The organism is Marinobacter sp., from assembly GCF_048259445.1.
Lineage (GTDB): Bacteria > Pseudomonadota > Gammaproteobacteria > Pseudomonadales > Oleiphilaceae > Marinobacter.
Map to the genome: position 1 here is coordinate 180,909 of NZ_JBLXHQ010000002.1, position 25,712 is coordinate 206,620.

Sequence of the window (25,712 nt, forward strand, 5' to 3'; positions counted from 1 at the left end):
TCACAATGATCTTGCCAACCAGACCTCAGCAGCATCGCGCACTTGGCCTTTCCACTTTGGCGTTCACGCTCTGCTTCGCCGTATGGACGATTTTTTCTATCATCGGCATCAGGATTGCGGAAGATCTGAACCTCTCCGACACCCAGCTTGGCCTGCTCATGGCCACCCCCATCCTGACGGGCTCGATAAGCCGGCTGTTTCTTGGAATCTGGACGGATCGTTACGGTGGACGCTGGGTGTTCGGTATCCTCATGCTCGCTACCGCATCCTGCGTTTACCTGCTCACCTTTGCTACGACCTATCCGATGCTGTTGGTTGGCGCGCTGGGCGTAGGCCTTGCCGGTGGCGCTTTTATCGTGGGCGTAGCCTATACCGCCGCCTGGTTTGAGCCTGCTCGCCAGGGCACAGCTCTGGGCATCTTCGGTGCAGGTAACGTAGGTTCCGCCGTAACCAACTTTGGTGCGCCCTTCTTGCTGGTGGCGTTCGGCTGGGAGACTACCGCCCAGATCTATGCATCTGTACTGGCGGTGATGGGCATTGCCTTCATTCTGCTGGCAAAAGAGGACCCGGTTTCTGCGGGCCGAAAAGAAGACGAACAACAACGTTCTTTTATGGAGCAGATGGAGCCGCTGAGAGATCTGCGGGTCTGGCGCTTTGCGCTTTATTACTTTTTCGTGTTCGGGGCCTTTGTCGCTCTGGCGCTATGGTTACCACACTACCTGATCGGCGTTTACGGCCTGGACATAACAACAGCGGGCATGATCGCAGCGCTCTATACTATTCCCGCGTCTCTGTTCCGCATTCTGGGTGGCTGGATGTCCGACCGTTTCGGCGCACGGCGCGTGATGTACTGGACGTTTATCGCATCGGTTGTCTGCACGTTCCTGTTGAGCTACCCCCCTACGGATTACGTGGTGCACGGCATTGAAGGCGACGTTCGCTTCACCCTGGAAATGAGTTTGCCCGTATTTGTAGCGCTGATTTTTACCCTGGGCTTTTTCATGTCCCTGGGCAAAGCAGCTGTTTACAAACACATTCCCGTTTATTACCCCATGCATGTGGGTGCTGTCGGTGGCGTTGTCGGAATGATTGGGGGGCTGGGCGGATTTATCCTGCCACTGACCTTCGGTGTTCTGAATGACTTTACCGGTATCTGGCAGAGCTGCTTTATGCTGATGTTTATCATTGCCGCCGCCGCACTGGCCTGGATGCATTACGCCATTCGTTCAGCTGAGCGCGTCGAGTGGGCCGCGAACAAGGAGCAAACCGACTTGCCGGAGCTGGCATCACCGCAATTGTTCTACCCGCTTAACCGGAAAAAGCCGTAACCGGATATTGGCCTGGCGCTGGCTGCCCCTCATCTTGACGGGCAGCCAGCCTTCTACTCACTCATCATGCGGAATAGGATCCGGGTTCCGGTCCCAGCCTACCAGAGCCAGGGTTGCTACTACGCCAATCAAAAGCCCCATCCAGGGCTCAAAAAATGCAAGACAGGCGCCGATCAGAACTACCGTTCCCCGCGAGGTATTATCTCTTGGAATCGACATGGCAATGTACGCGCAGGCGAAGCCGGTGAGCACCAGTGTCAGCGACAGCGCTATGCCCAGCAAAGGCTTGAGACCGGTCAGCAGTGGCAACAGGAAGTAGATAAACGGTAAACCCATCAGATAATAGGACGCCAGGCCGCTGTGCAGACTGTTCATAGCCTTCGGCCCCTGCTTCCAGCGTTGCACAACAATCACATGCACCCCGGTCCAGACCGCCCCCTGTGTCGGGAAGAAGGGCGCAAAAATGCCCATAATCGCGTTGCGAATCGACAGGGAAAAGTGGGTGCGGTTGAGATTTATATCGATGTGTTCGTCTTTACGCGCTTTCAGCCCATCCCTTAGCACTTCGTTACCGGTGACAAGATCACCGAAGAGTATGATGTAGGCGATCAATGCCAGTGGAATGCTCTGAACAATCATCTCGTAGGACGGCCAGCCATTGACCAACGGCGAGGCTTTCGCCACGGCTTCACTCAGGGGCGGGACAACAAAACCCCACTGGATGTCGAAGTTCACCTCGCCCACCAGCGGCCCGATGATCGCCGCGGCCAGAAAGCCCGGTAGCAAACCCAATGATCCAAGCATGAAGAAAAACCGGTTTCGGGCTTTGAGCTTCTGCATAGGAATCGAGAACGTAAAAATCAGGCATATACCACAGGCAAGCGCCGTTGCGATGGGCTGCTCGAGCAGAAATCGCTCCGCATCATCAACGAAAACCCGCTTGAGCGCGGCAATAGAGGCTCCCAGAATAATGCCTGCCTTGAGGGTGTCGGGCAGCCATATTACAAAACGGCGGCCCAGGCCGGTAATCCCGAGCACCAGGACAAGTGAAGCAAAAACAAGGCTAAGTGCTGTCATCGCCTGGAACCGGCTGACCGGGTCCTCATAGCCGCCGATCACAAAGGCCAGAATCAAGGGCAGCGCCGGCGTTATCCAACCGGCCGCGTAAGGTTCACCAAACACAATAACAGCCGAAGCAATCAGCGAAGCATGAATCATTGACAGCGCAACGGCTTCTTCGAAACTCAGGCCGAAAAACGCTGTCATAACTGGGATAAGTGCCAGGCCCGTGGCGGCAGAGACAAAAAGACCCTGCAAAAATTCAGACCAGCACAACCTGGTATGATAAAACGGAACGCGGAACGTAAACGGCCCCCAGCGCCATCCGGCTAACTCAGGTCTTTCTTCCATGGAATGTCACTCATTTTTTTTGGATTTGTTATGTGTGTGCTGATTATGGAAAGGGTTATAGCACCGCACGAATGAATATTTCTGATCCAACTGAATAAGTGATGTTTATTGAAGCTATCCAATTGCATTGCACCCCTTTAGAATTCCGCCCTCCCCCGAACTTCCGGAGCCTTTGTCTGCCATGCAACCACCACTAAGCCCCGCTTCCGGTTTTAACCAGCTTCGCCGGATTGAGTCCAGCACGCTCTTTCAGGGCGCAGTCATCACAATCATCATTCTCTCTGCTCTCACCATAGGGGCGAAAACCTATGACCTCCCGCCTCTGGTGGAACAGTCCCTGAGCGTGATGGACACGGCCATTACCCTGTTTTTCCTGATCGAGATTCTGTTCCGTTTTGCTGCCAGCCCGGTCAAACGACGCTTCCTGATGGACGGCTGGAACCTGTTCGATACACTTGTGGTAGTCGGCAGCCTTATTCCGCTCGATAACTCTGAAGCGGTCCTGCTGGGGCGGCTATTGCGGGTCTTCCGGGTGTTGCGTCTGGTCTCGGTGGTCCCTGAGCTGCGCTTCCTGATCAACTCCCTGCTCAAAGCCATTCCGCGCATGGGCTACATCGCGCTGCTGATGTTTATCATTTTCTATATCTATGCGGCGATGGGGTCGATGTTCTTTGCCAGCGTTGACAGTGAGCTATGGGGTGATGTCGCGATCGCAATGCTCACACTGTTCCGGGTGGCAACGTTCGAAGACTGGACCGATGTGATGTACGCGACCATGGAGCAGTACCCGTTAAGCTGGATCTACTACCTGACCTTTATTTTCCTCACAGCTTTCGTGTTTCTGAACATGATGATCGGGGCAATTCTGGAGGTGATGAGCGAGGAGCAGAACGCCAAACAGGCCCAGCAAGCTCACGATGAGCGTGATGAAATTACGCGCCAACTTCGAGAGGTGCAGGGCCAGCTTGCCGAGTTAATCAGCTATACCCGATCAGAAAAGAACGGGCTTGCTCATCGCAAGGTGGAAGATGAATGACACCTGGAGCAGGGCCAGGACAGCTGCGACAACGCGAACAGGGCGAGACACCGTGACTTTCAGTGCAAAAAGCCCTGCTGCGATGTAGCCCAGCAACAACACAATTTTGGCCAGAATCCAGCCTTGCTCCAACGGGTTCCAGCCGCCTACAAACAGCAGACTAATAGCGGCTGTCAGCAGCACAGTGTCGTTGGCATGGGGTATCCAGCGCAAAGGGCTCTGACGCCAGCCGGGCTTCCCCACCGCGTCGAGCAGAAGTCGCAGCGCGAACAGGGTTATTGTCAGGTAGGCTGTGAACATGTGCAGAGTTTTCAGGATCACGTATGTGCTCATAAATCATTCCATTGTGATTCAAAACGATAGCGGCATTGTACGCAAAGATACCACCAACCGGGTATGTTATTTCCGGCCGGACGCATATAACATATACCTAACATATATGTATTAGCAGGAACCAACATGCAGGCTATTCCTACATCCGCTCAGGCCAATTCCGCCAGTATCAGTCAGCTTTTCGGCTACCCATTCCGCATTTTCTTTCTGTCGATGACACTGCTGGCGCTTCTGGTAATTCCGCTCTGGATTTTCCAGGTGACCGGCGTCATCAACCTGCCTCTGGCCATGCCGGGGCTATTCTGGCACCAGCACGAAATGCTGTTCGGTTTTCTGTCTGCAGCTATCGCCGGTTTTTTGCTGACCGCTGTCTGCGTATGGACACAGACCGAGCGCACTCACGGCTTTCGGCTCGTGCTGCTCTGGAGTGTATGGTTGGCCGGGCGCCTGCTTCTGGCCTTTGGTGCTGACTTGCCTGACTGGTTGGTTCAGGGTTTCAATCTGGCCTTCCTTCCGCTGGTAATGCTGGATGCAGGATGGCGTGTCTGGCACGCAAAGCAGAAGCGCCAGCTCATGATTATGGTCGTTCTGGGTTTGCTATGGCTGATGCAGATAGGCTTTGTTACTCGCCTGGATACGGCCTTCAGCCACGGCGCGTTGATTATGGCCATGGCACTTATCAGCATTGTGGGTGGACGTATCACTCCGGCGTTCACAACTGGCTGGATGCGGCAGCGCGGGCTGGATGCCAGCGCCGTAAAAACCATTCCGGCACTGGATATGGCCACGCTGTTTTCCATGATCCTGCTCACCGCATCACTGGTGACAGGCTGGCAAACCCTCACAGGTATTCTGGCAATCATTGCCGGCACGCTTATGCTGGTGCGTCTTGCCAACTGGAAAGGCTGGCTGGTTCGCAAGGAACCCCTGCTGTGGGTTCTTCACCTGTCCATTCTCTGGGTGCCGGTTTCCCTGTACCTGCTCGCAGGCACGCTTTTCGCCGGCTGGCCGTCCAACGCCTGGAGCCATGCGGCGGGCACGGGCGCCATCAGCTGTCTTATTCTGGGAGTTATCGCCCGAGTGACTCTTGGCCATACTGGCAGGCCACTGGTATTGCCCAAAGGAATGGTTATCGCGTTTATCGCAATTCAGTTAGCGGCATTAATCCGGGTGCTTACCGCATTTGATATTATTCCGTGGCATCCCGGAATCGGCAGCAGCAGTTTACTCTGGATTTTCGCCTACGGCATGTTCCTGGTGCGCTACGCAAAAATACTCGCAAGCCCCAGGCCAGACGGCCGGGCGGGGTAAATACTCCGACACTTTTCCGGCAGGATTTAAAAGAGCAGGTTCGTGGGGAGCCTGCTCTTTTTTTGTTCTATTCCGTCACTCGAGTATCGCCCTGCACTTGCAACTGCATCGTTTAAACGTTAATTATCCACTAATGGTCAATAGCGACTCGCGAAATAACAGCTAAAGTATCAGTAAATCATTCTGTAACAGAGACGACGGCATTATGAACCCGGATCATTTTGACAAAGAAGACCTGATTAAATGCGGTCATGGCAAACTTTTCCCGGGCGCCACACGGCTGCCCATTGATGAGATGCTGATGGTTGACCGCGTTACCCACGTAGGCGCGGACGACGGTCTTTATGGCAAAGGCAGCCTGGTGGCAGAGCTGGATATCAATCCGGACCTCTGGTTTTTTAAAGTACATTTTGTGGATGACCCGGTCATGCCAGGCTGTCTGGGCCTTGATGCCATGTGGCAACTGGTGGGCTTTTTCCTGGCGTGGGGCGGTAGCGAAGGAAAAGGCCGTGCTCTGGGCGCGGGCGAAGTGAAGTTTACAGGTCAGGTTCTCCCTACCAACAAAAAGGTAACCTACCGTCTCGACCTCAAACGCGTTATTCGGCGCAAGCTTACGATGGCTATTGCCGACGGACGCATGGAAGTGGATGGCAAAGAAATATATACGGCCAAAGACTTGCGGGTCGGCGTATTCTCTTCCACCGATGATTTTTAGGAGTTAGCAAGATGCGGCGTGTTGTTATTACCGGTATGGGGATTGTCTCCAGCCTTGGCACAAACCAGAAAGAAGTAACCCGCTCCCTGAAGGAGTCCATACCCGGAATCGGCTTCAGCGAAGAAGCCCGCGACAATGGCCTCCGCAGCCACGTTTGCGGCCAGATTGATCTGAACCTGCCGGAACTGATTGATCGCAAACTGTTTCGTTTCATGTGCCCTGCTGCTGGCTACACTTATCTCGCGGCCTGCGAAGCCATTGAGCAGGCGGGATTAACCGAGGATCACCTCACCGCCAACAGCACCGGAGCCGTGTTTGGCACCGGCGGCGCGTCAACTGTCGAGCTTCTCGATGCGATTGACACCCACCGCGCCAAAGGCATTCGTCGCGTTGGGCCTTACCGCGTGCCCCGCACCATGGGCAGCTCGATCAACGCCACCATAGCAACAGCATTTGGCATTACCGGCATCAACTATGGCATCACCTCAGCCTGTGCCACCAGCGCACACGCCATAGGCCATGCTGCAGATCAGATTGCCCTGGGGCGCCAGGACGTTATGCTTGCCGGCGGCGGCGAAGATATCCACTGGACCCTGAGCCTGATGTTTGATGCCATGGGCGCGCTTTCAACCAAGTACAACGATACACCTGACAAGGCTTCCCGCACGTACGACAAAGATCGGGATGGCTTTGTTATCTCCGGTGGCGGCGGCACTCTGGTGCTGGAAGCTCTGGAGCACGCTGAAGCACGTGGAGCGACCATTCTTGCTGAACTGGTTGGTTTTGGTGCTACATCCGACGGTGCCGATATGGTTGCACCCAGTGGAGAGGGCGCCATCCGCTGCATGCAGCAGGCCATGAAAAACCTGGACGGAGAAATCAGCTACATCAACACCCACGGCACCAGCACACCTGCCGGCGATGTAACGGAACTGACTGCCCTGAAAAAGACCTTCGGCGACAAGATTCCGCCATTGAGCTCAACCAAGCCTCTTTGCGGCCACGCTCTGGGTGCGGCCGGCGTTCATGAGGCTATCTACAGCATCATCATGCAGCGGGAAAACTTCATAGCTCCGTCAGCCAACATCGAGAACCTGGATGAAGGTGCCGAAGGTTATCCGATTGTGCGCGAACGGCTGGACAACCAGAAACTGGATCTGGTCATGAGCAACAGTTTCGGCTTCGGCGGCACCAACGCCACGCTGGTGTTCAAAAAGCACTGAACCCCGTCAGGAAAACCTGACGGAGCGATATTCAGCCGGGGAAGTGCCCATCCAGCGCTTGAACGCCCGGCTGAATGCACTCAACTCTGAAAAACCAAGCTGTTCGGCTATTTCTACCAGCGGCTTGCTTTTGTCCTGCATGTAAGTAAGCGCCTGCTTACGGCGTACATCTTCCAGCAGGAGGGCAAAGGTTAATCCCTCCCGCTTCAGTTTCTTGTGAAGCGTATACCGGCTCATATGTAACTGCGACGCCACCACTTCAACGCCCACCTTGCCCCGGGCAAGCTGAATACTGATCAGTGAACTTACTCTGTTACTCAATGAAACCCGCACCGCCTCTGGGCCCAGAGGCTCTGATGCCATTCTGCGATCCTCCTTGTTGATGAATACCGACCCGGTTGTTTCAGCGTACAGCGTACACATGTTAGCTGAAAACAATCAATAAGACGTTTGAGCAGGATCAAGGGACAGCGGTTCAGGCTGCGGCAAAATAGCCAACCACCGATCTACCCGGAGCCCCCATGATTATCCCGGAACTGCTGGCACCTGCCGGCACCCCTGAGCATCTCGAAACCGCATTTGCCTATGGCGCTGACGCTGTCTATGCCGGCCAGCCACGGTATTCGCTGAGGGTGCGCAACAACAGCTTTAAAGACACCAGCGCCCTGGGCGCCGGTATTGAAAGAGCTCACGCTTTGGGCAAACAGTTCTACCTGGTTTCGAACATAGCGCCGCACAACGATAAAGTGCGCTCCTACCTGAGAGACCTGGAGCCTGTGCTTGAGTACAAACCTGACGCGCTGATCATGTCAGACCCGGGCCTGATCATGCTGGTGCGGGAAAAGTGGCCCGATCAACCTATCCATCTGTCGGTGCAGGCCAACGCTGTAAACTGGGCAACCGTGGAATTCTGGCGTCGCCAGGGCATCAGCCGGGTCATCCTTTCCCGGGAGCTGGCTCTTGGCGAAATCCGGGACATCCGTGAGCGCGTTCCGCAAATGGAGCTGGAAGTGTTTGTTCACGGCGCATTGTGCATGGCCTATTCCGGGCGCTGCCTGCTCTCCGGATATATGAATCACAGGGATGCCAATCAGGGGGCCTGCACCAATGCGTGCCGCTGGGACTACAAGGAAGTGCAGCATACTCATGATCACACCGGCGACCTGATTGCCACATCTTCCAATAGCAATGCGCCCCAAAGACGCATTGAGAGCTATGAGCCGAAAGAAATCCTCCTTGAAGAGCCCAATCGCCCGGGCAGCTTTATTCCCGCTTATGAAGATGAGCACGGTACCTACATCATGAACTCAAGGGATCTTCGGGCAGTGCAGCATGTGGCTGAGCTCGCGGCCATGGGCGTGCACTCTCTGAAAATAGAGGGGCGCACCAAAAGCACGTATTACGTGGCGCGGACTACCCAGGTGTATCGTCGCGCCATTGACGAGGCAGTAACAGGCAAGCCCTTCGACATGGAGCTGATGAACGAACTGGAGGCCCTGTCCAACCGCGGCTACACCGAGGGGTTTCTACGCCGGCATATGCCCCAGGAGTACCAGACCTACGAGAGGGGCTCGTCCTACCTGGGCACTCAGCAAGTAGTGGGCACCATCACTAATGATGACGGAAAATGGCTGACTGTTGATGTAAAAAACAAGTTCGCGCCAGGCGACCAGCTTGAGCTTGTTACGCCATCTGGCAACCTGCTGTTCAGCATACCTGCTATGGAGAGCGCTAAAGGTGCATCCATGGATTACGCCCCCGGCAGCGGGCACGTTGTTCGTATCCCTCGGCCACCCCGAACTCCCGACGCACTGGAGCACAGCTACCTCACTCGTATACTGCCTCCCAAAGCCTGATGCTCTGCTTAGCCAAGGGCTACGTATAAACTCACACCAAAGCCAACACCCCCGTCAGACTTAGCCTCTGGCGGGTGGATTACGGTATACTCGAATTTGCCTCAATTTAATACCTGACTAATTTAGTCTGGTATTGTACAATCACGAAACAGAAGTAACAGAGCAGCCCCGCAACCCACCCCGGTTGCCGGCAAACCAAAGGGCCTCAGAGCCCGCGATGAGAGAATACGGAGCGACGATCATGGCGACCACCGACCAAGAGGTGAACGAGCTGATCAAACGGGAATACGAGCATGGTTTCGTAACAGAAATCGAAGTTGATACGTTCGAGCCCGGATTGAATGAAGACGTTGTCACCCGCCTTTCTGAAATCAAGAAAGAGCCGGAATTCATGCTGGAATGGCGCCTGAAAGCCTATCGTCGCTGGCTCGAAATGGAAGAGCCTGACTGGGCGCATGTGGGTTACCCGAAGATCGACTACAACTCGATCTCATACTACTCGGCACCCAAGCGCAAAGAAGACATGCCCCAGAGCCTCGACGATGTCGATCCAGAGCTCCTGAAAACCTACGAAAAACTCGGCATTCCCCTGCACGAGCGCGCAAAACTTGCCGGTGTAGCGGTAGATGCGGTTTTCGATTCCGTCTCTGTGGCCACCACCTTCAAAGAGCCTCTGGCAAAAGCGGGCGTTATATTCTGTTCGATTTCAGAAGCAATGCGGGATCACCCCGAGCTGGTCAAGAAGTATCTGGGCACGGTTGTTCCGCACACTGACAACTATTTTGCCGGCCTTAACTCTGCGGTTTTTTCAGACGGAACCTTTGTATACGTTCCGAAGGGCGTTCGCTGCCCCATGGAATTGTCGACCTATTTCCGCATCAACGCGGCAAATACCGGCCAGTTTGAGCGCACTCTGATCATCGCCGACGAAGGCAGTTATGTAAGCTATCTCGAAGGCTGCACCGCTCCCATGCGTGACGAAAACCAATTGCACGCCGCAGTGGTAGAGCTGGTCGCCCTGGACGATGCACAGATCAAGTATTCTACGGTGCAGAACTGGTACCCCGGCGACGAAAACGGCAAGGGTGGCATCTATAACTTCGTCACCAAGCGTGCCGCGTGTATCGGGAAAAACTCCAAAGTTTCCTGGACCCAGGTAGAAACCGGTTCAGCTGTCACCTGGAAATATCCGAGCTGCATCCTTCGCGGTGATAACAGTGTCGGCGAGTTCTATTCGGTTGCGCTCACCCACAACTACCAGCAGGCTGACACCGGCACCAAGATGATCCACCTGGGCAAGAACACGTCCAGCACCATCATCTCCAAAGGCATTTCAGCCGGCAAAAGCTCGAACGCCTATCGCGGCCTGGTCAAATTCGGGCCTCGTGCGGAGGGCGCGCGCAACTTCACCCAGTGTGACTCACTGCTGATTGGCGACCGCTGCGGTGCCCATACCTTCCCGTATATCGAGAGCCTGAATAAATCGGCAATCGTGGAGCATGAGGCGACCACATCCAAGGTCAGCGACGAGCAGATGTTTTTATGTCGTCAACGCGGCATCGATCCCGAGCGAGCGGTCTCCATGATTGTGAACGGCTTCTGTAAAGAAGTTTTCAAGGAGCTTCCCATGGAGTTTGCGGTTGAAGCCGGCAAGCTCCTGGAAGTAAGCCTCGAGGGTTCCGTGGGCTAAGGCGCCACGAACCCGAATCTACGCACAAGCAAACAGAATTCAGACGGTTAAAATAGAGAGAAGCCTACAAATGCTGAGCATCAAAAACCTGCACGCATCCGTTGAGGGAAAAGAGATCCTCAAGGGAATTAATCTTGAGATCAAAGCCGGGGAAGTACATGCCATTATGGGCCCGAACGGGTCTGGCAAAAGTACGCTTTCCCAGGTGCTCGCAGGCAACGACGCATTTGAAGTCACCTCAGGTGAAGTGATCCTGAACGGTGAAAACCTGCTAGAAAAAGAAACTGAAGAGAGGGCGCGAGACGGCGTATTTCTTGCCTTTCAATATCCGGTAGAAATTCCTGGCGTCAGCAATCTGCAGTTCATGCGCACATCTGTGAACGCATTGCGCCATCACCGCGGCGAGCCGGAAATGAATGCGGCCGAGTTTATGAAGCTGGCCCGGGAGGTATCAAAGCAGGTGGACCTGGATCCTGCTTTCCTCAAGCGCGGCGTAAACGAAGGTTTCTCCGGTGGCGAGAAAAAGCGTAACGAAATCATGCAGGCTTTGTTGTTGCAGCCGAAGCTGGCCATTCTTGACGAAACCGACTCAGGGCTGGATATCGACGCACTCAAGGTAGTGTCCGACGGTGTTAACGCTTTGCGTGCCCAGGACCGCGCCATTCTGATGGTCACTCACTATCAGCGTCTGCTTGACCACATAGTACCGGATTACGTGCACGTTCTGGCCGATGGCAAGATCGTAAAATCCGGTGGTCGCGAACTGGCTCTGGAACTGGAAGAGCGCGGTTATGGCTGGCTTGGCATCAAGGAAGACGCAACTGCAGCCAGCTCAGCCAACTAAGGAGTCCGCGGAATGAAACCAGCACCAACTCTTCTTCCCACCGCGTTCCTGCACCCGGCAGGTCAGGCGCTGCCTGAGCCCCTGCTCGCACTGCGCAAGCAGCGCGGTGCCGCTCTGGTCGACATGCCTCTGCCAACGCGTAAAACGGAAAACTGGAAGTATTCCAGCAAGCACCTGAAGCTGACCGACGAGATGGCGATATCATTGCCAATTGACGGTAAAGCCGGCAGCGCATTGGCAGTTCCAGGCTACAAAGTGGTTTTCATCAACGGCGTGATGATACCAGAAGCCAGCGAATATCCGGATCTGAACAACATCCTTATTCAGCGCTTCGGCGACCTTTCTGATACCGAGGCCAGCGAACTGGCCGGGCAGTTGGACAGCACTCTCGACAAAAAAGCCGTACAGCTGGCAGGCCTGAACTCAGCTCGTTTTGAAGATGGCCTGGTCATTCGGCTGAAGCCGGGTGCGATTCTTGATCAGCCTCTGTTTGTTATTCACGAGGTCACCGCGGGTGCCAGCGGGTCTGCCTTCCCGCGCATTTTTGTGGATGCCGGCCGCAACAGCCAGATCACACTGGTTGAAGAATATATCTCCAGCGGGCAGGACTCGGTGATGGTTAATACCGTAACCGAATTCAATCTTGCCGAGGGCGCGAACGTAACCAGCATACGCCTGTGCATGGACGGCGAGAATGTGCAGCACATCGGCGCCACGGGCGTCCGACAGCAGCGCAGCTCGCGCTTCGAAAGTCACTGCGTAGGCTTTGGCGGCCCTCTCCGCCGCCACGACCTGCAGGTATCGCTGGAAGGCGAAGGTGCCGAGTGCAAGCTCAATGGCGTTGTCGTCACACAAGGCACGCAGCACTACGACAACCACACCAATATCGAACATGTGGCTGCCCACTGTAATAGCGAAGAAACCTATCGCAACATCGCTACCGACAAGTCGCACGCAGTGTTTAATGGCAGGATTCATATTCACCAGGACGCACAGAAGTCCAACGCGAACATGAATAACAATAACCTGCTGCTCTCCACCGGCGCGGAAATCGATACCAAGCCAGAGCTTGAAATCTATGCCGACGATGTCAAATGCGCCCACGGCGCAACGATCGGCCAGCTCGACGAGGAATCACTCTTCTACCTGGTATCACGGGGCATCGGTCGTCGCGAAGCCAACGTGTTGCTGACGATGGCATTCATTAACGAGCTGGTAGCCCAGATTCCGCTGGAAGTTGTCAGAGAAACAGTGCAAGTTCGCCTGAACCACTTCTTCGATCAGTCATTCCAGGGAGCCTGACCGGTATGAACGACCTGTCCATGGCAAACACAGCTATCCGTGAGGCGTTTGACATACAAGCCATTCGCCAGGATTTCCCCATACTGTCACAACAGGTGAACGGAAAGCCGCTGGTGTATCTGGACAACGGTGCGTCGGCGCAGAAGCCACTCGCTGTTCTGGATGCCATGGATCGCTATTATCGGGAAATGCACTCGAACGTACACCGGGGCGCTCACACCCTGGGCGATCGTGCAACTACAGCCTTTGAAGGCGCCCGGGAAATCGTCAGAAGTTTTCTCAATGCGCACAGCACTCAGGAAATCATCTGGACCCGGGGCACCACCGAGGCCATCAATCTGGTGGCGAATGGCCTGGCGCCGCGCCTGAAAGCAGGCGACGAGATCCTGGTGAGCCACATGGAGCACCATGCCAATATTGTGCCCTGGCAAATGATCGCAGAGCGCACGGGAGCAAAAGTAGTACCGATTCAGGTCACGCCAGAAGGCGAACTGGATATGGGATCATTCAACAGCTTGCTGAATGATCGCACCCGGGTACTGGCCATAACCCACGTCTCCAATGTTCTGGGCACAGTTAATCCGGTCGCGGACATGGTCAACCAGGCTAAAGCCCTCGGCATTGTTACCCTGCTCGACGGTGCGCAGGCGGTGCCGCACTTCCAGCCGGACGTGCAGGCGCTGGATTGCGATTTCTATGTATTTTCATCCCACAAGCTGTTTGGCCCAACGGGCATTGGTGTGCTCTATGGCAAAGCCGCTTTGCTGGAAGAGATGCCACCGTATCAGGGTGGCGGCGAAATGATCGAGAGGGTTTCCTTCGAAGGCACAAGCTGGAACACCCTGCCCTACAAATTTGAGGCAGGCACACCGGCTATAGCCGAAGCAGTAGGCCTGGGTGCGGCTATCGAATACCTGAACCGTCTTGACAGAAAGGCCATGGAAGCGGCCGAGAATGCCTTGCTCGAGCGTGCCAACCAGCTGGTTGAAACTGTCCCTGGCATGTCCATTATCGGTACCGCAAAGAACAAAGTGCCCGTAATGTCCTTTAAAATTGAAGGCTTACACCCCAGTGACATAGGTACCTTGCTGGACCAGCAAGGCATCGCGATCCGCACTGGCCATCATTGTGCCATGCCTCTGATGGATTTCTACGGAGTTCCCGGTACAGCCCGGGCCTCTTTTGCGTTCTACAATACGCTGGATGAGGTGGATCAACTGTTTACCGCCTTGCAGAAAGTTCAGCGCCTGTTTGCCTGATGGAGGAGACACCATGACAACCGAAGTCTTCACACCGACCGTCGGCGTCACCATGACGCCAAGTGCCGTCAAGCACGTGCGCAAGCAACTCGACAAAGCATCGAATGCCAAAGGCATTCGGCTGGCAATCAGAAAAAGCGGATGCTCTGGCTTCAAATACGAAACCCAGTGGGTCGATGAAGCTTCGGCGGACGACAGAATATTCCACATTGATGGCGTTGACGTGTTTGTGAAAGAGGAACACCTGCCTATGGTGAACGGCATCGAGATCGACTTCGTTACCGAAGGTGTAAACTCCATGTTCCAGTTCCGCAACCCGAACGCCACCGCAGAATGCGGGTGCGGCGAGAGCTTTACTGTAAGCTGATTCCGCCCCCTCGCCGCGCAAAAAGAGGTTTAACCAGGCATGCAAGAACGTGAAGTCGTCCTGACCAAACGCGAGGTGGAAGCCCGCCTTGTTCCGACCGGAACGGAAATAATGATACCGGTAGACAGCTTTGTGACCATCACTCAGTCACTCGGCGGTACGTTTACCGTTGCAGTCAATGGCAACCTCGCCCGCATTGAGGGCCACAATGCCGACGCGCTTGGCAAGAAGCCGCTGGAAAGCAGTTTCGAAACACCGGCAGACGGAACCATCAATGAGAATCAGGTATGGGAAGCCATACGCAACTGCTATGACCCGGAGATTCCGGTCAACGTAGTGGATCTCGGGCTCATTTACGAATGCCGGATCGAAAACGGTACACCCGAAGGCAATCATGTTTTCATTCTGATGACTCTCACCGCTGCAGGTTGCGGCATGGGCCCAGTCATTACTGAAGATGTGAAGACCAAGGTAGAGCACGTACCCAACGTGGATAAAGTAACCGTAGAACTTACCTTTGATCCGCCCTGGAACAACGATATGCTTACCGACGAAGCCAAACTCGAACTGGGAATGTTGTAAATGGCAGCGACGGAACAGGATTTTCTGGACAACCCTCTCGGGAAAAACCCGACGCTTGAAGACATTCTTGAAGGCTTCGAGTTTCTCGACGATTGGGAGGAGCGATACGCGTTTATTATTGATCTTGGTAAACAGCTACCGGCTTTTCCAGACGATGCCCGGATCGAAGAGAACTATGTCCACGGCTGCCAGAGTCAGGTGTGGCTGATTTCTCATTACGATGAGGCCAGCGGAAAGCTCTATCTGTTGATTGAGTCAGATGCCATGATTGTACGCGGCCTTGCGGCCATGATTCTGGTTGCGCTGAACGGCAAATCGCCAAGGGACCTTCTGGCCACGGATATCGACGAACTGTTCGAGCGCCTGGATCTGTTTCGCCATATCTCCCCGACTCGCGGCAACGGCTTGCGCGCCATGGTGGGGAAAATTCGCGACATTGCCGCAACGGCAGAAGCACACTAGCCAGCTCAAGAGGCTCTCGTATAGAGCTGCTGTGTGCTACCAGATAATGGCGATATCATCCCGCTGAATATTTACCTGCCCGCCAACCTGCGGCATGCGACCGTTACTGAAGTCCGGATGAACGTTATTGAGTGTCACCCTTACCTGGCTATCACTCAGCTCCGGCGTTCCACCCAGAGAATCGAAATATCGGGCGCTGCGATAAAGATGCAGCTCATCTCCCGGTCGCAAACCTGCTGTAGCACCTGAGTCCAGTGTGACCAGCTGACCGTCGACCCTTGTAATCCGGGCCATAAAAGGCTGGCACGCAAGAGCATCGATAACCACCTGCGTCATATCGCCGACAACACCGGCGACCGCCTCACCATAATGCGTCTTACGAAATCCCTCGGAACCAAAGCCAGCAGAACTGCCCGGGCCGGCATTCCAGTCGGCCGCAGTTTGAAAGCGCTGCTGATAGATTGGCGAACCGCTGAAGCCATCCAGAACCACCACATCTACCGCAAAACGCCGGCGCATATCTGCCGCACCAATGCTTCGTTGCATCCTGTCCAGAACCGAGGAGCCCCAGGCCGCCGGATCGGCGACGCCGACATCCCGGATAACCCCGGTCACTACGAACTGAACGCCCATCTCGCGGGCAAGCTGAATAACATTGGTAAGCCGGTTGTCGTTTTGCTGAATGGTGGGTGCGTTCAGCAAATCAGGGAACAGGCGAGACGTTGTGGCAGCAAACACCTGAAGGTTGCCGGACTCACGCAAACCTTGCTGGAGGTGCTGCGGCAGAATTTCGCCGGCATCGTCAATGCGCCCTACCCGGGCCTGCCCCGGGTACAGAAGCGGAAACCCGGTAACCGCCACCCGTTTTTTCAACCGGCCGCTCTCGCCGCCCTCGCAACTGGCACTCCCGGCAGAAATATCACCCCGCACCGTTACGCGCAGCAGATTGCCACTGCGATGTTCATCGATAACTTTTACGTTCCTCGCCCGGGCACTGGAAGCCAGGCGCATTCTGGATTCGGTCAGCACACCGTTTTCCATGGTGTCGCTGGTGCTTACCTGCGCTTCGTACTGCAGGGCAAGATCACGCATGGCCGCGCTACGGGCCTCGGCACGGGCTGAGGCGAGATCTTCATTGTGAATACTTGCATGCCCCACACCTTCCAGAATGACCGCATGAGCGCTCGCGATCATCATAAGTGGCGCCAGCGCACACAAAAGTGACAACCGCACTAACTGCGTTATGAACCCGCGCATTGTTCCCTACCCGTATTTTCGTTCAATTTTTCACGCATCAGAGGTCAGCCAATCGGAATCAATCAAGATAGTACAGAGAGTCGACGCTTCTACTCTGAACATCACCAGCATTGTCGTTGTAACCAGGCATAGGTATTGGGCAAAGATCCTTAACCTGATCATCCGCCACCCTGGACACACAGGCACGGAAGCGTGGCTCAAGCCTTAACTCCATGACGGTCTCGATAACACCATCGCTGTGCTCATTTACAGCCACCATTTTGGCGCCACGAATGTAGCTGTCTACGTAGGTGCGGAAGGCGTCATTACGCAGAACAAAATCATTCACCGTAGCGCTGCCGTAAATTACCGTGCCGTACACCCGCTCCGCCAGATTCCGGTATGCGTCCATCTGGGATGCTCTGCGGGCCATCAGGCGCTTGCGGGTATTCAGGCGATCTGCACTGACATCTTCGTATGTACCAAAACCACTGACCCGAACCGTGATGGGTTCAAGTTTTGCCGCGGATTGCGCTTTGTTTCTGTCGCTGTCCCGGTAGCCGCCAACGGGTGCACAGGCCGCCAGCGTGAAGGCCAGAAAAGGGATCAGTATCCAGCGAATGACCATGTTCTTGTCTCCAGAGATCGTTTCAGCTAACCGTTTTCGATATCCATGAAAGATTCGCGCCAGTTTCTCTAACACACTGATCGGAAACATTTTCCATGAAAGAAAAGTAAGCCCGCGCAAGAAACCGGCAAAATTCTGCCTCTGTTTACACATCGAAAACAAACCGTTACCCCTAGTGTCATGTATGGGTACGCATATTGTTTTAACCTTTCATCAACTTAATCATTCAGATCATGCATATCTTTTACAAGGTACCCGAATGCACCAATATCGCTTATCCAGACTGTTTATTGCCGTTGGCCTTTCCATTGGCACCACTGCGGCTCTTGCCAGCCCTCAGGCGTTTATGTCCTCGCGCTCGTTTGCCATGGGCGTAACCGGCGTAGCCGTTGCAGACCCATCATCGGCCACCTCTTCAAACCCGGCCATGATGGCAGCTGACCACCACACCTGGTCAGACGAATTCGGCTTGACCCTGCCGTCCATTAACGCGCGGGTTGCGGATGAGGAAGAGACAATTGACCAGGTTGATGACATTCAAGACACCATTGACGACCTTGAGGCTGCCATCAACACCGCGAACACAGCCGATGCACAACAATTAGCCGGCCAGCTGCGCGGGCAATTCGAAGGTTTCGACAAGGACACCGTGCGCGCCAACATCGGCCTGGGCCTTGCTCTTGCAGTTCCGGGAAAAAAGCTGTCCGTCGGACTGTTCAGCAACGGCAACCTGACCGCTACAGTCAGGGGTGAGTATGACGAAAGTGACGACGCAAAACTTCAGGCTATCGAAAACGGGATATTGATTCCGGGTGCAACCGACGATCTCCAGTCTCGCGGCAGGGCTCTTGCATCCGCAGTCGTAGAAGCAGGTGTCAGCTTCGCCCATGCGCTGGAGCTGAGCAACGGCGAAACTCTGCAATTGGGCATCTCCCCCAAGTATGTCGAGCTGAGAACCTTCCAATACACGGAAACCGTTTCCAGCTTCGAAGATGACGAGTTCGACAATGACCAGTATCAGACCAGCAAGAGCGGCTTCAACCTGGACATAGGTGCGGCCTATGCTTTTGGTGATGAGAAACAGTGGAACGCAGGTATCGCCATTAAAAACCTCATCCCGATGGAGCTGGATTCCGCAGCAGTCCGCCCAGAGCTCGGCGAGCAGGTGAGAACCTTCGAGCTCAACCCTATGGCAACCCTGGGCATCGCTCACAAAAGTACATACCACGTTGTTACCGCGGAAATTGACCTGACAAAAACGGAGGCCTTCGGCTTTGAAGATGATACCCAGTGGCTTGCTCTGGGCGCAGAATTCGATGCCTGGCGCTACGCGCAGCTCCGTGCTGGCGTCCGCTACAACCTGGCCAGCAACGATGACAACGACGGCATTGCGGAAGAAACCCAGTTTACCGCGGGCCTGGGACTGAACCTTATGGGCGTGCGCTTTGATCTCGGGGCCCTGTTCAGCAGCGCCGATGTTGGCGCTGCTCTCGAGCTGGGCACCTCTTTTTGAGTCTGCCCTGAACAACCGGGTTTGCCTGACCCGCCCGGGAAAAGGATAATTCCCGGACACTTCTTCGAAAGGAATCTGACCATCCATGCAAACCTACCTGGTTGGCGGCGCCGTGCGCGATGAATTACTGGGCCTGGGAGTCAAGGATCGGGACTGGGTAGTCGTCGGCGCAACCCCTGAGCAGATGCTTACCCGGGGCTTTACTCAGGTCGGGTCAGACTTCCCTGTATTCCTGCACCCGAAAACCCATGAGGAATACGCCCTTGCCCGCACTGAACGCAAACAAGGCCACGGTTATCACGGATTCAGCGTATACAGCGCTCCGGACGTCACTCTTGAAGAAGACCTGCTGCGCAGAGATCTGACCATCAACGCGATGGCCCGCTCGGAACAGGGCGTGTTGACCGACCCCTTTAATGGCAAAAAAGATCTCGAATCACGGGAGCTGCGCCACGTATCCGAAGCCTTCCAGGAGGACCCACTTCGAATCCTGCGAACCGCACGCTTTGCAGCGCGCTTTCAGCCTCTCGGGTTTCGCGTGTGTACCGAAACCATGGTGCTGATGCGCTCTATGGTTGCAGCCGGCGAAGTAGAACATCTCGTACCCGAGCGGGTATGGCAGGAGATCCAGCGAGCGCTGCATGAACATGCCCCGGGCACTTTCTTTCAGGTGCTTCGAGACTGCGGCGCTCTCGATGTTTTGATACCCGAACTGGCCTCCGAAACTGATTTCCATGCAGCGATGAATGCGCTTCACTGTGTTCACGCTAACAATGGTTCTACGGCAGAGCGTTATGCAGCGGTGCTCAGCAGGCTTGACGAACACACCTGCAAGGCAAGGGCGAAAGCGATGAAAGCACCCAATGACTGCCAGCAACTTGCGCGGTTGGCGACAGCTTTTGCTCCAGTTATCAGGCAACTCGACCCGGTGCAGCCCTCAGCGGATACGCTACTTGAGTTACTGGAAAAGGCCGATTTCTGGCGACGAACCGAGCGTTTTTCGCAACTGACTCACGTACTTGGGTGTACTCTTGATCCTGCGGGTCGCCACGCGCTTGAAGCACTCGGGAAAGCTGCCATTGCGGCATCCGGCGTCGACCCGCAAACACTGATAAAGCAGGGGTTTTCGGGCAAAGAACTGGGCGAGGCGATTCGCTCGGAGCGCCTGGCGCGCATCGCTCAGGCAACTTGCTGCACGCCAACCTGAGGAGACTTCATGCCTGCAAATACACCTGTCGCTCTGATCACCGGTTCGGCACACCGCCTTGGCGCCCGCACCGTTGAACTGCTCCATGAGCGCGGATGGAACCTGGTTATCCATTACCGCAGCCATAGAAAGCAGGCTTCCAGCCTTGCAGAAACGCTGAATCATCAGCGTCAGAACTCTGCGATCGCACTACCGGCCGACCTGAGCGAAGTGGCAGATATAAAATGCCTGAGCCATAAGGCAGCAGCACATTGGGGGCGCCTGGACGCCCTGGTTAACAATGCTTCCGTGTTCTATCCAAATCCTACTCCGGAGGCAACCGAGGACGATTGGAATTGCATCATGAACACCAATCTTAAAGCTCCTTTCTTTCTGCTGCAGGCGTGTCTTCCCGCACTGCGGGCAAGCGCCGGCAGCGTTGTTAACCTGATAGATATATACAGTGAGAAGCCGCTACCGGAACACCCTTTATACTGCGCCAGCAAAGCCGGTCTGGCCGCTCTTACCCGTTCCTGGGCAAAAGACCTGGCGCCAGAAGTGCGGGTTAATGGTGTTTCGCCCGGGGCTATTCTCTGGCCGGAAGGTGATGCAGCGGTTGATGCTGGTTACCAGAGCAGGATTCTGGATAAAACTCCCCTGAAACGCACCGGCACACCGGACGACATAGCCCGCACTATTGTGTTTTTGCTCACTGAAGCACCATTTATTACCGGGCAGATTATTTCTGTAGATGGCGGGCGAAGCCTGAACATGTGAGCCCGGGTTTCGCGCTATGCTTATTCGCTAACTCTTCGCCCTTCGCTTTGGTCAGCCAGAACTTTCCGGCTACAATACGCACAGCTTTTTACTCTGTTGAGAGCAACGATCTGTTTGCCCCTCTTTAACAGCCTATTATTTTGACCGGAGAAACCCATGCGTGATGTCGTTATTGTTGCCGCCCGGCGGACTGCTATTGGAGCATTTGGCGGAGGCCTTTCCAGCCTGCGCGCTGACCAGCTGGGATCTGCCGTTATCAAAGCACTGCTGGAAGAAACCGGTGTAGCCGGCGATCAGGTCAATGAAGTACTGCTCGGCCAGGTGCTGACCGCAGGCTCTGGCCAGAACCCAGCGCGCCAATCAGCCATCAATGCCGGCATCCCGGCGTCTGTGCCTGCGATGACGATCAACAAGGTATGCGGCTCTGGCCTTAAAGCGGTGCATATGGCTGTACAGGCTATCCGCTGCGGCGATGCGGACATGATTATTGCCGGTGGACAGGAAAGCATGAGCCAGGCACCGCACGTTCTGCCCAACAGCCGCAACGGCCAGCGTATGGGCAACTGGACAATGATTGACACCATGATTACAGACGGTCTCTGGGACGCCTTTAATGACTACCACATGGGCGTCACCGCCGAGAACATTGTCGAGAAATACGACATCAGCCGCGAGGAGCAGGATGAGTTTGCAGCAGCGTCTCAGCGAAAAGCTGTCGCAGCGCAGGAAGCCGGGCGGTTCGAGGGCGAAATCGTGCCGGTATCCATCCCCCAGCGTAAGGGCGACCCGGTCGTTATCAGCAAAGATGAAGGCCCCCGCGACGGCGTAACCAGCGAAGGCCTGGGCAAGCTGCGCCCGGCCTTCAAGAAAGACGGCACGGTAACCGCAGGCAACGCTTCATCACTCAACGATGGTGCAGCGGCCGTAATGGTATGTAGCGCCGAGAAGGCCAAAGAACTTGGCCTGACACCACTGGCAACCATCAAAGCCTACGCCAACGCCGGCGTAGACCCGACCATCATGGGTACAGGCCCGATTCCCGCCAGCCAGCGCTGCCTGAAACTCGCCGGCTGGGGTGTTGACGACCTGGATCTTATAGAAGCCAACGAAGCATTCGCCGCCCAGGCCATCTCTGTAAATCGCGATCTGGGCTGGGATACCAACAAGGTTAACGTGAACGGCGGCGCTATTGCCCTGGGCCACCCCATTGGTGCTTCTGGCTGCCGCGTTCTGGTTTCGCTGTTGCATGAAATGGTGCGTCGCGATGCCAACAAAGGTCTTGCAACCTTGTGCATCGGCGGTGGCATGGGCGTAGCCCTGGCCGTGGAGCGCTGAGGCACGATGCTGAATGTGGTGCTGTACGAGCCGGAGATACCACCGAACACGGGTAATATCATCCGGCTGTGCGCCAACACCGGTTGTCAGCTGCATCTGATTGAGCCTCTGGGATTTACCCTGGAAGACAAACAGATGCGGCGAGCCGGGCTGGACTACAGCGAATACGCCACAGTAAAAGTCCATAAAAGCTATCAGGCGTTTCTCGACAGCGAACAACCGCGACGCCTGTTCGGCCTGACCACCAAAGGCCACCGCTACTACCATCAGGTAGCCTATCAAGAGGGCGATTACCTGATGTTCGGCCCCGAAACCCGTGGCCTGCCGGTAGATGTGCGCGAAGGGCTACCCGCAGATCACTGCCTGAAGGTTCCCATGCGCCCGGAAAGCCGCAGTCTGAACTTGTCCAACACTACCGCTCTGGTCGTTTACGAGGCCTGGCGACAACTCGGGTTTACAGGCTCGGCAAACGGCAAGGTATAAAACAGAACAGCCCGGCATTTGCCGGGCTGTTCTGGAATTAAAGTCAGAGCAAAACTGTCAGTGAGTCTTCTGCTCTTCTCCGGCTTCACCAGCCGCCTCTTCCTGCTTGCGCTGAAGCGCCTGGGCATAGATGGCATCGAAGTTAACCGGTGCCAGCATCAATGCCGGGAAGCTACCCTTGTTTACAACACCGTCTATTGCTTCACGGGCATAAGGGAACAAGATAGTCGGGCAGTAAGCGCCCAGCATCTGACCAAGCTGTGGCCCTTCGATGCCCGCCACAAGGAATACACCCGCCTGCTGAATCTCGACAATATAAGCGACTTTTTCACTTATTTTTGCCGTAACGGTCAGCGAAAGAACAACCTCATACTGATTGTCGCTGACTTTGTTATGAGCGGTGTTCAGATCCAGATTCACCTGAGGCTTCCATTGCTCCTGAAATACCACCGGTGAATTCGGGGACTCAAAAGAAAGATCCTTCACGTAGATGCGCTGCAGGGCAAACTGGGCCTGGTTCTGGTTCTCACTGCCTGCGGCGGCTTGCTGGTTCTCAGCCATGTTCAATCCTTTCCCTTTCGAAGAGTGGGCTCAAGGCCCATTGTTATAGTTGCATCTGCCGAAACATTCTAATGCCTCGCGGCGCTCGGTTATGTGAAACAGTGCGGCAGATCGGCGCTCAGATCAAGCTCCGTAGCTGTCTTTACTTTTTCACCAGCGGCAAGTTGCTGGCTTTCCAGTCACTGACCCCGCCATTGAGGCGCACCACGTTAGCGTAACCTTCAGCGTTGAGCTGTTTAACCGCCATGGCGGAATGCTGGCCCATCTTGTCCGCTACGATAATCTGCTTGTCTTTGTGCTTTTTCAATTCAGCAGCGCGACTTTTCAGACTATTCAGAGGGATATTGATCGAGCCGGTAATACGGCCCTCATCAAACTCTTTGCGATCACGTATATCAACAACCACAGCCTCATCACGGTTGATCAGACTGACCGCGCCCTGGGCGGAAATTTTGGCGCCCCCGCGACGGGATTCCAGAATCAGGATAGCAACCAGAAAAGCCACAAAAAGCGACGCGAGAATGTAGTGGTTAACGACAAATTCAAACAACCGATCCATGAGGTTACCCTGACAATGAGTTTGGCGGGATTATACACAGCCTGCTCCCCAGACAGAAGGTAACCCGACAGGTGACGACTGTGGCCTCGAAGTGCGAAAATAGATAAACTCGACTATTAGTTTCGTAAACTTACTAACATTTTACTTCCGGATTGAATGATGACAGCACAGCGCAAGCCGACAGCATTGATTATTCTTGACGGCTGGGGCCATCGTGACCCCGCCGATGACAACGCCATCAGCAACGCCAAAACACCCTTCTGGGACAAGCTCTGGCAGTCCCGCCCAAAGGCGCTAATCAACACTTCAGGCATGTTCGTAGGGCTGCCTCAGGGCCAGATGGGCAACTCGGAAGTCGGGCATATGAACATCGGCGCGGGGCGAGTAGTTTATCAAAGCCTTACCCGCATTGATAAAGATCTGGAGACTGGTGAATTTAATGAAAACAACGTCCTGTGCTCCGCAATCGACAAAGCCATAGCCAATGGCGGTGCCGTTCATCTGATGGGATTGTTGTCGCCGGGCGGAGTTCACTGCCATGAAGACCACGTGCTTGCAGCCGCTGAGCTTGCGGCGTCAAGAGGCGCGAAGGAAGTGTATGTTCACGCATTTCTTGATGGCCGCGACATGCCGCCCCGCAGCGCGCGGCCCTCTCTGGAGAAGGCCGCAGCAAAACTCGAAAGCCTGGGAGTGGGCCGGGTAGCCTCCATTGTTGGCCGCTATTTCGCGATGGACAGGGATAACCGCTGGGACCGGGTTGAAAGCGCCTATAACCTGATGACGACGGGCGATTCCGAGTTTACAGCAACCGACCCTGTCTCCGGCCTCGAGCAGGCTTATGAGCGTGGCGAAAACGATGAATTTGTAAAGCCTACCCGAATCCAGAGTGCCAGCGAGCCCGCAGCTACAATCAATGATGGCGACGCGGTATTGTTTATGAATTTCCGCGCTGACCGTGCCAGAGAAATGACTCGCGCCTTTGTAGACGAGGATTTCGACGGATTCGAACGCCGCAAGCACCCGAAACTTGCCGACTTTGTGATGCTCACCGAGTATGCGGCAGATATCAAAACCTCATGCGCCTACCCGCCAGAGCAGTTGGTTAACGGCCTGGGCGAGTACATCGCCGGGCTTGGTAAAACACAGCTGCGTATTTCAGAAACCGAGAAGTACGCACACGTAACCTTCTTTTTTAATGGTGGGCTGGAAACACCCTTTGCCGGAGAGGACAGAATTCTTGTGCCCTCTCCCAAGGTGGCCACTTACGACCTGCAACCGGAGATGAGCGCGCCGGAAGTCACGGACAAACTGGTGGAAGCCATCAAGAGCGGTAAATATGATCTGGTGGTGTGTAACTACGCCAACGGTGACATGGTCGGCCATACCGGCAAACTGGACGCTGCTATCAAGGCGGCAGAATGTCTTGACGAATGTGTGCGGCGAGTCGTTGAGGCTCTGGACGAAGTAGGCGGAGAAGCACTCATTACTGCCGACCACGGTAACTGCGAGCAGATGGCCGATCCAGATTCGGGGCAGGCCCATACCGCACATACTATTGGTCCTGTGCCACTGGTGTACACAGGTAGCCGTAACATAAGTCTCAAGCAAGACGGTAGCCTGAGTGATGTGGCACCTTCGCTGCTGACGTTGATGGGCCTGGAACAACCGAAAGAAATGACCGGGCACAGCCTGGTTCAGATCGGTTGATTCAAAAGC

General features: G+C 55.1%; 26 protein-coding genes. 19 read left to right on the forward strand and 7 right to left on the reverse strand.

Translation table 11 applies throughout. From position 1 onward, the window contains the following. Positions 1-5 precede the first annotated feature (5 nt). The gene (locus ACN0RL_RS02250) at positions 6-1,328 is read left to right on the forward strand and encodes an MFS transporter (RefSeq protein ID WP_417513256.1); all 1,323 of its coding nucleotides are present in this window, start codon (positions 6-8) and stop codon (positions 1,326-1,328) included. Positions 1,329-1,385: 57 nt separating this feature from the next. On the opposite strand, the gene ACN0RL_RS02255 is transcribed toward ACN0RL_RS02250, so the two are convergent. After that, positions 1,386-2,738, reverse strand: coding sequence for a hypothetical protein (locus tag ACN0RL_RS02255; RefSeq protein ID WP_417513258.1), 1,353 nt, complete (start codon positions 2,736-2,738; stop codon positions 1,386-1,388). A gap of 181 nt (positions 2,739-2,919) precedes the next feature. Here ACN0RL_RS02255 and ACN0RL_RS02260 point away from each other — a divergent pair, with 181 nt between their 5' ends. Continuing rightward, positions 2,920-3,774: an ion transporter gene (locus ACN0RL_RS02260; RefSeq protein ID WP_417513260.1), complete on the forward strand. Its 855-nt coding sequence runs from the start codon at positions 2,920-2,922 to the stop codon at positions 3,772-3,774. On the opposite strand, the gene ACN0RL_RS02265 is transcribed toward ACN0RL_RS02260, so the two are convergent. Then, entirely contained in the window at positions 3,730-4,107 is a 378-nt protein-coding gene (locus ACN0RL_RS02265; RefSeq protein ID WP_417513262.1) for a SirB2 family protein, read from the reverse strand. The two genes, ACN0RL_RS02260 and ACN0RL_RS02265, sit on opposite strands and share 45 nt — an antisense overlap. A 126-nt stretch (positions 4,108-4,233) precedes the next feature. On the opposite strand from ACN0RL_RS02265, the gene ACN0RL_RS02270 reads away from it, so the two are divergent. From ACN0RL_RS02270 to fabB, 3 genes are all read left to right on the forward strand, one after another. Further along, entirely contained in the window at positions 4,234-5,418 is a 1,185-nt protein-coding gene (locus tag ACN0RL_RS02270; protein WP_417513264.1) for an NnrS family protein, read from the forward strand. A gap of 205 nt (positions 5,419-5,623) precedes the next feature. After that, positions 5,624-6,133, forward strand: a complete 510-nt coding sequence (gene fabA / locus ACN0RL_RS02275) for a bifunctional 3-hydroxydecanoyl-ACP dehydratase/trans-2-decenoyl-ACP isomerase (protein WP_417513266.1) — start codon at positions 5,624-5,626, stop codon at positions 6,131-6,133. 11 nt (positions 6,134-6,144) lie between these two features. Beyond that, entirely contained in the window at positions 6,145-7,356 is a 1,212-nt protein-coding gene (gene fabB, locus ACN0RL_RS02280; protein ID WP_417513268.1) for a beta-ketoacyl-ACP synthase I, read from the forward strand. Positions 7,357-7,362: 6 nt separating this feature from the next. Here the strand turns inward: fabB and ACN0RL_RS02285 are convergent, their stop codons facing one another. Further along, positions 7,363-7,719, reverse strand: coding sequence for a helix-turn-helix transcriptional regulator (locus ACN0RL_RS02285; protein ID WP_417513270.1), 357 nt, complete (start codon positions 7,717-7,719; stop codon positions 7,363-7,365). Between the two features lie 158 nt (positions 7,720-7,877). On the opposite strand from ACN0RL_RS02285, the gene yegQ reads away from it, so the two are divergent. The 8 genes from yegQ (at position 7,878) to ACN0RL_RS02325 (ending at position 15,718) form a co-directional block, all read left to right on the forward strand. After that, positions 7,878-9,212, forward strand: coding sequence for a tRNA 5-hydroxyuridine modification protein YegQ (gene yegQ / locus ACN0RL_RS02290; RefSeq protein ID WP_417513272.1), 1,335 nt, complete (start codon positions 7,878-7,880; stop codon positions 9,210-9,212). A 241-nt stretch (positions 9,213-9,453) separates the two neighbouring features. Continuing rightward, positions 9,454-10,902: a Fe-S cluster assembly protein SufB gene (sufB, locus tag ACN0RL_RS02295; RefSeq protein WP_417513274.1), complete on the forward strand. Its 1,449-nt coding sequence runs from the start codon at positions 9,454-9,456 to the stop codon at positions 10,900-10,902. A gap of 70 nt (positions 10,903-10,972) precedes the next feature. Beyond that, positions 10,973-11,746, forward strand: coding sequence for a Fe-S cluster assembly ATPase SufC (sufC, locus tag ACN0RL_RS02300; protein ID WP_417513276.1), 774 nt, complete (start codon positions 10,973-10,975; stop codon positions 11,744-11,746). 12 nt (positions 11,747-11,758) lie between these two features. Then, the gene (sufD, locus tag ACN0RL_RS02305) at positions 11,759-13,048 is read left to right on the forward strand and encodes a Fe-S cluster assembly protein SufD (protein WP_417513279.1); all 1,290 of its coding nucleotides are present in this window, start codon (positions 11,759-11,761) and stop codon (positions 13,046-13,048) included. A gap of 5 nt (positions 13,049-13,053) precedes the next feature. Continuing rightward, the gene (locus tag ACN0RL_RS02310) at positions 13,054-14,307 is read left to right on the forward strand and encodes an aminotransferase class V-fold PLP-dependent enzyme (RefSeq protein WP_417513281.1); all 1,254 of its coding nucleotides are present in this window, start codon (positions 13,054-13,056) and stop codon (positions 14,305-14,307) included. Positions 14,308-14,320: 13 nt separating this feature from the next. Then, a complete protein-coding gene (locus ACN0RL_RS02315; protein ID WP_417513283.1) occupies positions 14,321-14,674 on the forward strand; it encodes a HesB/IscA family protein in 354 nt (117 codons plus the stop codon). A gap of 39 nt (positions 14,675-14,713) precedes the next feature. After that, positions 14,714-15,256: a putative Fe-S cluster assembly protein SufT gene (gene sufT / locus ACN0RL_RS02320; protein WP_303596664.1), complete on the forward strand. Its 543-nt coding sequence runs from the start codon at positions 14,714-14,716 to the stop codon at positions 15,254-15,256. Continuing rightward, a complete protein-coding gene (locus ACN0RL_RS02325; RefSeq protein WP_417513285.1) occupies positions 15,257-15,718 on the forward strand; it encodes a SufE family protein in 462 nt (153 codons plus the stop codon). It begins immediately after the preceding gene. Positions 15,719-15,754: 36 nt separating this feature from the next. Here the strand turns inward: ACN0RL_RS02325 and ACN0RL_RS02330 are convergent, their stop codons facing one another. After that, the gene (locus ACN0RL_RS02330; protein ID WP_417513287.1) at positions 15,755-16,915 is read right to left on the reverse strand and encodes a flagellar assembly protein T N-terminal domain-containing protein; all 1,161 of its coding nucleotides are present in this window, start codon (positions 16,913-16,915) and stop codon (positions 15,755-15,757) included. 118 nt (positions 16,916-17,033) lie between these two features. Then, positions 17,034-17,582, reverse strand: a complete 549-nt coding sequence (locus tag ACN0RL_RS02335; RefSeq protein ID WP_417513289.1) for an LPP20 family lipoprotein — start codon at positions 17,580-17,582, stop codon at positions 17,034-17,036. Between the two features lie 259 nt (positions 17,583-17,841). Between ACN0RL_RS02335 and ACN0RL_RS02340 the strand changes: the two genes are divergently transcribed. The 5 genes from ACN0RL_RS02340 (at position 17,842) to trmL (ending at position 22,876) form a co-directional block, all read left to right on the forward strand. Beyond that, entirely contained in the window at positions 17,842-19,095 is a 1,254-nt protein-coding gene (locus ACN0RL_RS02340; protein WP_417513291.1) for a conjugal transfer protein TraF, read from the forward strand. Positions 19,096-19,180: 85 nt separating this feature from the next. Then, the gene (locus tag ACN0RL_RS02345) at positions 19,181-20,302 is read left to right on the forward strand and encodes a multifunctional CCA tRNA nucleotidyl transferase/2'3'-cyclic phosphodiesterase/2'nucleotidase/phosphatase (RefSeq protein WP_417513293.1); all 1,122 of its coding nucleotides are present in this window, start codon (positions 19,181-19,183) and stop codon (positions 20,300-20,302) included. Between the two features lie 9 nt (positions 20,303-20,311). After that, complete coding sequence (locus ACN0RL_RS02350) at positions 20,312-21,058, forward strand: pteridine reductase (protein ID WP_417513295.1); 747 nt, start codon at positions 20,312-20,314, stop codon at positions 21,056-21,058. Positions 21,059-21,214: 156 nt separating this feature from the next. Further along, positions 21,215-22,393, forward strand: coding sequence for an acetyl-CoA C-acetyltransferase (locus ACN0RL_RS02355; protein WP_417513297.1), 1,179 nt, complete (start codon positions 21,215-21,217; stop codon positions 22,391-22,393). 6 nt (positions 22,394-22,399) lie between these two features. Next, positions 22,400-22,876: a tRNA (uridine(34)/cytosine(34)/5-carboxymethylaminomethyluridine(34)-2'-O)-methyltransferase TrmL gene (trmL, locus tag ACN0RL_RS02360; RefSeq protein WP_417513299.1), complete on the forward strand. Its 477-nt coding sequence runs from the start codon at positions 22,400-22,402 to the stop codon at positions 22,874-22,876. 57 nt (positions 22,877-22,933) lie between these two features. Here the strand turns inward: trmL and secB are convergent, their stop codons facing one another. After that, complete coding sequence (secB, locus tag ACN0RL_RS02365) at positions 22,934-23,437, reverse strand: protein-export chaperone SecB (protein ID WP_417513301.1); 504 nt, start codon at positions 23,435-23,437, stop codon at positions 22,934-22,936. A 142-nt stretch (positions 23,438-23,579) separates the two neighbouring features. After that, positions 23,580-23,996 (reverse strand): rhodanese-like domain-containing protein, encoded by a 417-nt coding sequence (locus tag ACN0RL_RS02370; protein ID WP_417513303.1) that lies wholly within the window; start codon positions 23,994-23,996, stop codon positions 23,580-23,582. A gap of 159 nt (positions 23,997-24,155) precedes the next feature. Between ACN0RL_RS02370 and gpmI the strand changes: the two genes are divergently transcribed. Further along, a complete protein-coding gene (gpmI, locus tag ACN0RL_RS02375; protein ID WP_417513460.1) occupies positions 24,156-25,703 on the forward strand; it encodes a 2,3-bisphosphoglycerate-independent phosphoglycerate mutase in 1,548 nt (515 codons plus the stop codon). Positions 25,704-25,712: the final 9 nt, after the last annotated feature.